The following is a 2,861-nucleotide window of genomic DNA, read 5'->3' as shown; positions in this document are numbered from 1 at the left end:
CACGTGCTGCGTGCTGCCGATGCCCGACGATGCGTACTTGAAGCCGCCGGGCTTGGCCGCCATGGCCGCCAGCAGGTCCTTCACCGACTTGTAGGGCGAGCTGGCCGAGACCACCAGCACGTTGGGCATCACGGCCACCAGGCCGATCGGCTGCAGGTCTTTCAGCGGGTCGTACTTGAGCTTGAGAATGTGCGGCGCCACCGCCTGCGCGGTGTTGGTGGCCAGCAGCAGCGTGCTGCCGTCGGCCGCGGCGCGCGCCGTGAGCTCGCCGGCAATGGTGTTGGAGGCGCCGGGCCGGTTCTCCACCGTCACGGGCTGCTTGAGCACCGGCGCGAACTTGTCGGCCAGCACGCGCGCCAGGATGTCGGTGCCGCCGCCGGGCGAGGCGCCGACCAGGATGCGCAGCGGCTTGTCGGGATAGGCCGGCTGCTGCGCGCCGGCGGTGGCGGCCATCAGCGCCAGCGCAGCCGCGCCCGCGGCGCGGGCCAGAAGAAAGGATTGCTTCATCGGATGTCTCCTGCTTGTTTGGCGCGAGCTTAGGCAGCTTCGTGCGGCCGATCCAATCGAAAAAGCCCGAAGCTCCATATACTTTTGTGCATGACTTCCGGTCCTGGCCCTGCCGACACATCGCTGATGCTCCATGTGCGGCCGCGCCAGCTGCTGCTCCTGGCGCGGCTCGACACCCACCGCCACCTGGGCCGCGCGGCCGAGGCCATGAACATCAGCCAGCCGGCCGCCACCAAGCTGCTGCAGCAGCTGGAGGATTCGCTCGGCGAAAGGCTCTTCGAGCGCTTGGCGCGCGGCATGGAGCCCACGCCCTACGGCGAGATCCTGATCCGCTACGCCCGCCGCGTGCTCAGCGACTTCGGMAGCGCCCGCGAGGAAATGCTCGCGCTGCGCTCGGGCCTGAGCGGTTCGCTGCGCGTGGGCAGCGTGCCGGGCGCGGTGCCCGAGCTGCTGGCGCCGGCGCTGGTCGAATACCACCGCCGCCATCCGCAGGTGGCCGTGTCGGTAGTGGTCGAGACCAGCGACGTGATGCAGGCGCAGCTGGAGCAGGGCGACGTCGACCTGGTGCTGGGCCGGCTCACCGACAGCCACGACGAAGCCAAGTACGCGAGCGTGCCGCTGCTGGGCGAATCGCAGGTGGTGGTGGTGCGCGCCGCGCACCCGGTGTTCGAGCGCGCCACCGTCACGCTGGCCGAGATGGCGAACTGGTCCTGGGTGCTGCAGCCACCGGGCTCGCCGCAGCGCGGGCGCTTCGAGGCGGCGATGCGCGAGGCGGRCATCCAGGCGCGGCTCGACATCATCGAAACGGCATCGCCGATCGCCATCACCGCCTTGCTCGAGAACTCCGACATGGCCGCCGTGATGCCGGCTTCGCAGGCCAGCCACTACGCCCGCCTGGGCGTGCTGCGCACGGTGCCGGTGGAGCTGCCGGTGCGCGTGCCGCCGATCTGCCTCGTCACCCGGCAGGACCGCGCGCTCTCGCCGGCCGCGGCGCAGTTCCGGCGCCAGCTGCTGGGCGGCGGCTGAAGCCTTTGGATTGAGTCTTTCCATGCTGTATTGCACCAACTAGGGAATCTCCTAGCCAACTGGTGCATGAAAGTACCAAGGCAAGCAGCCGAAGTACCAAACCCGCAAGCGCGTTTCTCCAGAATCCCGCCACGGCGACCCAAACAGAGCGGGCGTCGCTCACCTCTAGGAGACAACATGAAGCGTTTTCTGAAAGCGGGCCTCGTCCTCGCACTCGCCGGCACTGGGCTCGCCTCCCATGCCGCCACCGAACTCGTGATCGCGACCGTCAACAACGGCCACATGATCGAGATGCAGAAGCTCACGCCCTTCTTCGAAAAGGCCAACCCCGACATCAAGCTCAAGTGGGTCACGCTGGAAGAAGGCACGCTGCGCCAGCGCGTGACCACCGACATCGCCACCAAGGGCGGCCAATTCGACGTGATGACCATCGGCCTGTACGAAACCCCGATCTGGTCGAAGAAGGGCTGGCTCAAGCCCATCGCCACCGACGCCGCCTACGACGTGGACGACCTGCTGCCCGCCATCCGCAACGGCCTGTCGACCGATGGCAAGCTCTACGCCGCGCCGTTCTACGGCGAGAGCTCGATGCTCATGTACCGCAAGGACCTGGCCGACAAGCTGGGCGTGAAGTTCTCCGACCAGCCGACCTGGGCGCAGGTGAAGGAGTTCGCCGACAAGGCCAACGACCCGAAGGCCGGCGTGTACGGCATGTGCCTGCGCGGCAAGCCGGGCTGGGGCGACAACATGGCCTTCCTGACCACGCTGGTCAATACGCATGGCGGCCAGTGGTTCGACATGCAGTGGAAGCCGCAGATCGACACCAAGCCCTGGAAGGATGCGATCACCTTCTACGTCGACCTGATGAAGAAGGACGGCCCGCCGGGCGCCTCGGCCAACAGCTTCAACGAGAACCTCGCGCTCTTCAACGAAGGCAAGTGCGCGGCCTGGGTCGACGCGACCATCGCGGCCTCGTTCATCAGCGACCCGAAGCAGTCGAAGGTGGCCGACAAGGTGGCGTTCGCGCAGGCACCGACCGCCGCCACGCCCAAGGGCGCCAACTGGCTGTGGTCGTGGAACCTCGCCATTCCGGCCAGTTCGTCCAAGGACGAGGCCGCGCAGAAGTTCATCAAGTGGGCCACGTCCAAGGACTACGTCAACCTGGTGGCCAAGGAAACCGGCTGGGCTYCGGTGCCGACCGGCACGCGCAAGTCGACCTATGCGAACCCCGAGTTCCAGAAGGTCGCCAAATTCGCCGAAGCCGAGAAGAAGGCCATCGATACGGCCAACCTCAGCGACAGCACGCTGCCCAAGTCGCCCTACGTGGG

At 67.3% G+C, this 2,861-nt stretch carries 3 protein-coding genes; 2 read left to right on the top strand and 1 reads right to left on the bottom strand.

The window, feature by feature from the left end:
• On the bottom strand, nucleotides 1–507 hold a 507-nt coding region (locus tag AC1DOC_RS27685), incomplete at its 3' end, for a Bug family tripartite tricarboxylate transporter substrate binding protein (RefSeq protein ID WP_478130921.1).
• 90 nt (nucleotides 508–597) lie between these two features.
• Between AC1DOC_RS27685 and AC1DOC_RS27680 the strand changes: the two genes are divergently transcribed.
• Together AC1DOC_RS27680 and AC1DOC_RS27675 are read left to right on the top strand one after the other, a co-directional pair.
• Nucleotides 598–1,533, top strand: a complete 936-nt coding sequence (locus AC1DOC_RS27680) for a LysR family transcriptional regulator (RefSeq protein ID WP_478130920.1) — start codon at nucleotides 598–600, stop codon at nucleotides 1,531–1,533.
• A gap of 177 nt (nucleotides 1,534–1,710) precedes the next feature.
• A partial coding sequence (locus AC1DOC_RS27675) for an ABC transporter substrate-binding protein (protein ID WP_478130919.1) occupies nucleotides 1,711–2,861 on the top strand: 1,151 nt, incomplete at its 3' end.

This window comes from Variovorax sp. 01T439_2 (assembly GCF_056398445.1).
Note: the sequence above shows the minus strand (reverse complement) of the source record. Positions and strands in the feature narration are given on the sequence as shown.